Raw genomic sequence first — 5,296 nt, forward strand, 5'->3', positions numbered from 1 at the left:
TCAGGGGGCGCACGGGATTGTGCAGACTGCTGTTGTGAAAGTCTTTGAAAATACCGACGACAGTGAAAGTGAAATCTTTACTCCCAAAACTCCCAAAGCTCAGGACTGTACCCGGTTTTGCGCCACCCAGTGCCTGAGCGGCTGTTTCGTTCAGGAGCAATTTGAATTGGTTCTTATCAGTTAGGGCCAACGGCCTGCCTTCGAGGATAGGGATGTTATAGACCTCGGTAAATTTGTGATCCACCGACAAGAAGTGGACATTCACGGAATCTGCATGGTCCAGTCGTCTGATTAGCGAGCGATCAGTATTATTTTCATAACCGGGCGGAGCCTGAGAAACAGTCGAGCCCAAAACGTCGGGACTTGTCTCAAAACGGTCTCGAATGCTTTCAAAGTGCTCGCGCAAGCGTCGGTCTTCTTTGAGCAGGGGCATGGTAATCAAGCCCTCTTTTGCAAATCCGAGGTCGCGTGTGTGAATATAGTTTGTTTGCTGCCAGGCAATGAGGGTACCAATGACGAGGGCTACCGAAATGGCAAATTGGAAAGTGACCAGACTTCGCCGAAGTTGGGAGCGTCCGCCGATCTTCTGTCCTGATCCCTTTAGAACTTGAACAGCGGCAAAAGATGATAGGAATACCGCTGGATAGATACCGGCAGTTAGACCGACAAAGAGCGCGAGCAATGCAGCACCGACGACGGACCAGACGTTTAGCTGTAAAGAAGACATTAGCAGGCTGTTGACTGTAGGAAGGGCAAGTTCGACAATAGCGAGTGCTAAAATAGCCGATATCCCGGCGAGGAGAATTGTCTCTCCGAGAAACTGGACGACAAGCTGGGCGCGTGTGGATCCCACGGCCTTGCGTACACCAACTTCCAGGGCGCGGTTCGCTCCCCGCGCTGTGGATAGGTTTACGAAATTGACACATGCCAGCGCCAAAATGATTGCTCCTACAAGACCAAAAGTATAGCAGCGGTTGATGTCCCCCTGCACAAGACCGTCCTGCTGGTCCAACACATCCATCTGCAATTGGAAATCGCGTCGGGCATATAAATGCTGACGCCGCAAGGGCATAAGGTCGTAGGTGTCACGCGGGTCTGCGCCGTTGCCCAGATGACGGCGTGCAAAATCATCCAGCTTGGGACGAAGAGATGACATGGAAACATCAGGCGCGAGCCGAACAAAGGTTTTCAGAACGAGGAATTTTGTTGTGGGAGACCATTGCCTTCCCCATGGTGGATTTGTGAGTCCGGTGGTTCCTTCATAAGTGATTAACAGGTCAAACACAAACTCACCCGATGTGGCGGCTGGCTGGTCTCGGAGAATACCGCCGATGTAAAAGTCGCCTTCTACCCATTTGTAGTAAATCTTGAGCGTTCGTCCGATAACTGCAGTGGTGCCAAAGAGCTTTTGTGCAAAACTTTCTGTGATATAGACGGATCCAGGTGTTAATTCGGGTGGCTGACTGCCGTCAATCAAGGGATAGGTGAAAAAGCGCAGGAAATTGGGATCGGCCACAGTACCGCGCACGTCGAAGCCGCGATCTTCAAGACCAGCCCACATGGGCCGCGTGATGAAGTGGGTCATATCTTCAATTTCGGGCAATTCATCGACAAGTGCGGAGCCAGCCCGATATTGAGTGCCGAATGGATAGTATGGAAGGCCGCCACCTGATGGGTGTACAAGTCGCATTACGCGATGAATGCGGTCTATGTCCCGATGATAGGCATCATAGCTGAACTCGTGCTGCAAAAACAGACCGACGAGGATACAAGCCGCCATCCCCACGGCAAGGCCAAAGATGTTGACGAGCGTGTAAAGACGATGTCGAAAAAGATTGCGGAAAGATGTGCGGAGATAGCTCAAAACCATTTTCACCTCCATCCTGAATCGCTAGTTATTTAATGTTTTAATGCCTCCACAGGATTAATATGAGCCGCTTTCAATACCTGGGGTATCACAGAAAATATAGATATCGTAAAGGCACATATTCCGCCTACTAAGAAAGGAAATACTGTCATGTCAATGCGATATGCGAATCCCTGTAGCCAGCTCATGATAGCTATATAGGAGATGGGTCCTGCCAACAGGTAGGCAATTAAAAAAAGCTTAAAAGACTCTGTAAGCATTAACGTGATGATATTGGTTTCTGACGCACCCAGTACCTTCCGGATCCCTACTTCCTTTCTTCTCTGTTCGGTCATAAATGAAACAAGGCCCAAAAGCCCCAGACAAGCTATAAAGATGGACAGCATGGAGAACACCCCAATAGCTTTGCTCAATTGACGTTCATTTTCATATTGCAGCATTAAATCATCATCCAGGAAAGTATAGCTGAAGGGGCGAGAAGGTAGAAATTGTTCCCAGGTCTGCTTCATAAACGCTACTGTTTCGTCGAAGTGTTCAGGTGAGACTCTCAGGTAGAGTGTTTTAGCAACATAATCACTGGGACATAATACCATAGGTTCAATAGATTCATACAAAGATTGCGTGTGATAGTTTTTTACGACACCTACAACGACGCCTGAATCCTGTCCTTTAAATCCGAATCTTTTACCTATCGGCTCTGTCCATCCCAGTGTCTTAATAGCTGCCTCATTGAGGATATATTCCTGTTCTCCTGTAAAAAAGTTACTTACAGCATTTTTTGAAAAATTTCGGCCAGCAATCAATTCAATGTCAAAAAACGGAATAAAGTCTTCATCGACCTCGTTTATTTGCATCCACCGCTCGTTTTGTTCACCTTGATAAGCATCGAAGGAATTAAGGGGTGCATCTATTCCGTGCTTAAAACGCGATATGGTGGCTCTGGTAATATTCGGATGTTGTAAGAATGCTTGTTTTACAACATTATACCTTTTATTCAGGGAATCGTTTATACCATCTGGTGATTTGCGATGTTCCCAGAAGATCGGCATTGCGATTACCTGCTCTTTGGCGAAACCAAGGTTCTTATTTTGAATATAGTGTACCTGTTCGAGTACAATAAATGTCACAACAATCAAGACGATTGAGATTCCAAATTGAAATATGATGAGGCCTTGCCGCAGTACCTTGCCTCGGGACCCTGTATCAAGCCTTCCTCTCAACGTTTCTATCGGTCGAAAGTGCGATAAATAAAAGGCTGGATAAAATCCCCCTAAAAGGCTTACCAATAGAGCCAATCCCAGAAATTCCAGTATTAAACCGCTGTTGAAATTCAAAAAGAGATTGATTCCCGCATAGGTATTAAATATTGGAAGTGCGAGTTCTACGATGCTAATGCCAATAACCAAACTGATAACTGCCAATAAGGATGATTCTCCAATGAACTGACATATCAAATTTTTTCGACTGGCACCAACGACTTTTCGAAGACCAACCTCCCTGGCTCTGTTTGCAGACCGTGCAGTTGCCAAATTTGTGAAGTTGATACAAGCAATAAGCAAAATAAAAATTGCTGCAAAAAATACCGTGTTGACCTGTGTGATGTTACCCTGGGGTATTTTTCCTTCCGATGCAAAGGTATGCCTGAGATCGTAATCCCGTTGGGAATAAAGATAAACTTTCTCTAAAGGCTGTAAAAAGTACTCCATGTTTACGGCAATCTCCCGCCCCATATAACGTTCAATAAATGCGGGAAATTTAGATTCGAGAGAGGCTGGAGAAATGTCCTTTTTCAATAGTACATAAATGGAAAATGCACGCCATCTGGCTCTAGGGCGCCATTCATGCCAGGTGGTAAATTCTGGGTGAACTGAGGATGAAAGAAAATCAAATTGCAATGTGCTATGCGTTAAGACGTCGCGCATGATGCCAGCAATAGTATAATCCCCCTCGACGTAACCTTCTCCTACATTGATCACCTTTCCAATTGGGTCTTCTTCGCCAAAAAACTTTTTTGCGGCTGATTCGGTTATCAAAACCGAGTGAGGTTGTAATAACGCTGTTTTATCTCCGCGAATGAGAGGAAACGTGAAAATATTCAGAAAATTGGGGTCGGCGAGGCAAAAGGCTTGATTAAAAATCCTATCCTCGTGTTGAATCCATTCACGACGTATCATAATGCGAACGGCTGCCTCAACTTCGGGAAGGTCTTGAATCAGTGCAGGGCCTGCCGCGCCAGACAATCTCCAATCATATACTTTTTCCCCATTTTCAGACTTATATGCTCGAATCACACGATAAATGCGATCCCGATTCTCGTGTTGAACATCATAGCTATATTGATCCTGAATAAAGAGCATGATCAAGATTACAGAGGCGATACCTATTCCGAGTCCAATGATGTTTATAGCGGAATAAAACTTATATTTCAGCAAATTTCGAATTGCTATGAGGATATAATTGCGAAACATCGTAATATCTCCTTTGGAGAACTCAATCTGAATTCGTACCCGAAGCTATGAATATACCGATGCTGGCAAACTCGCTGCCACAACTCGACTGCGCTTCGCAACACGTACCGATGCTGTCAATATATATGTCTCTCAGTCCCGCGCTCTGAAACCATTCTGCGATATCTGCTCTTTTGAAACCCATCCAGCGGTCGTGATGTTCTTCTCTCAAGAAGTCGAATTCGTGTTCGTCCAGATCCGTGATCACCAGTTTACCAGCGGGCTTCAGGATTCGGACCATTTCTTCGATTGCTCCTGACGGGGATTCAACGTGGTGGAGATACATGTTGGCAAAAGCATAGTCAACGGTTTCATCGGGAATGGGCAGGTTTTGGGCTTGTCCAACGCGATAGTCAATCGTCTCAATGTCCGCAAACTTCTTCTTCATTTCTTTCAGGATTGCTTCAGATTGGTCAACTGCGATGACCTGAAGTCCCTTCTGTATCAGACTTTCAGAGATAAAGCCTGTGCCTGCGCCAATGTCCGCGGCAGTTTTGCCTTTTTGGACAGCAGCGGTAGAAAGTGCTTTTATCCTAACTTCATCTGAGAAGAAACTTTCGCGCATTTCATCCCAGTCCTGGGCAACGCGATCAAAATAGTCCTTACCGTTCATTGGTGTTCGTTCCTTTTCGGCAAGCGGATTCCTAAGTCGTTTACTCATCCCGCAGTGCGTCAACGGGATTGGCGCGTGCAGCGCGGATAGCCTGAAAACTAATGGTGCAGAACGCGATCAAAAGTATCAGCAGGCTGCCAGCGAGAAACACGCCTGGGCTCAGATCGATTCGGTAGGCAAAGCGGTCGAGATAGGAACGGGTGAAGAAATATGCGGCAGGCCATGCCAGCAGACTTGCGATGATGATGAGCACCGCAAATTCCTTCAATAGAAGACCCAAAATATCGCCAGATGATGCCCCAAGGACTT

Annotated in this window: 4 protein-coding genes; all 4 read right to left on the bottom strand. The window is 46.3% G+C overall.

Going from position 1 to position 5,296, the window contains the following annotated elements:
- Positions 1 to 1,882: FtsX-like permease family protein (locus tag F4Y39_20790; GenBank protein MYC16169.1), on the bottom strand; the 1,882-nt coding region annotated here is incomplete at its 3' end.
- 17 nt (positions 1,883 to 1,899) lie between these two features.
- Positions 1,900 to 4,335 (bottom strand): FtsX-like permease family protein, encoded by a 2,436-nt coding sequence (locus F4Y39_20795; protein ID MYC16170.1) that lies wholly within the window; start codon positions 4,333 to 4,335, stop codon positions 1,900 to 1,902.
- A 22-nt stretch (positions 4,336 to 4,357) separates the two neighbouring features.
- A complete protein-coding gene (locus F4Y39_20800) occupies positions 4,358 to 4,987 on the bottom strand; it encodes a class I SAM-dependent methyltransferase (protein ID MYC16171.1) in 630 nt (209 codons plus the stop codon).
- 40 nt (positions 4,988 to 5,027) lie between these two features.
- Positions 5,028 to 5,296, bottom strand: a 269-nt coding sequence (locus tag F4Y39_20805) for an FtsX-like permease family protein (protein MYC16172.1), incomplete at its 5' end; no start/stop codon positions are given.

The organism is Gemmatimonadota bacterium (genome assembly GCA_009838845.1).
Lineage (GTDB): Bacteria > Latescibacterota > UBA2968 > UBA2968 > UBA2968 > VXRD01.

Bases quoted from the DNA above. Each gene is read 5' to 3' on its own strand.
- F4Y39_20795 (MYC16170.1), bottom strand. From the start codon at position 4,335: ATGTTTCGCAATTATATCCTCATAGCAATTCGAAATTTGCTGAAATAT.
- F4Y39_20800 (MYC16171.1), bottom strand. From the start codon at position 4,987: ATGAACGGTAAGGACTATTTTGATCGCGTTGCCCAGGACTGGGATGAA.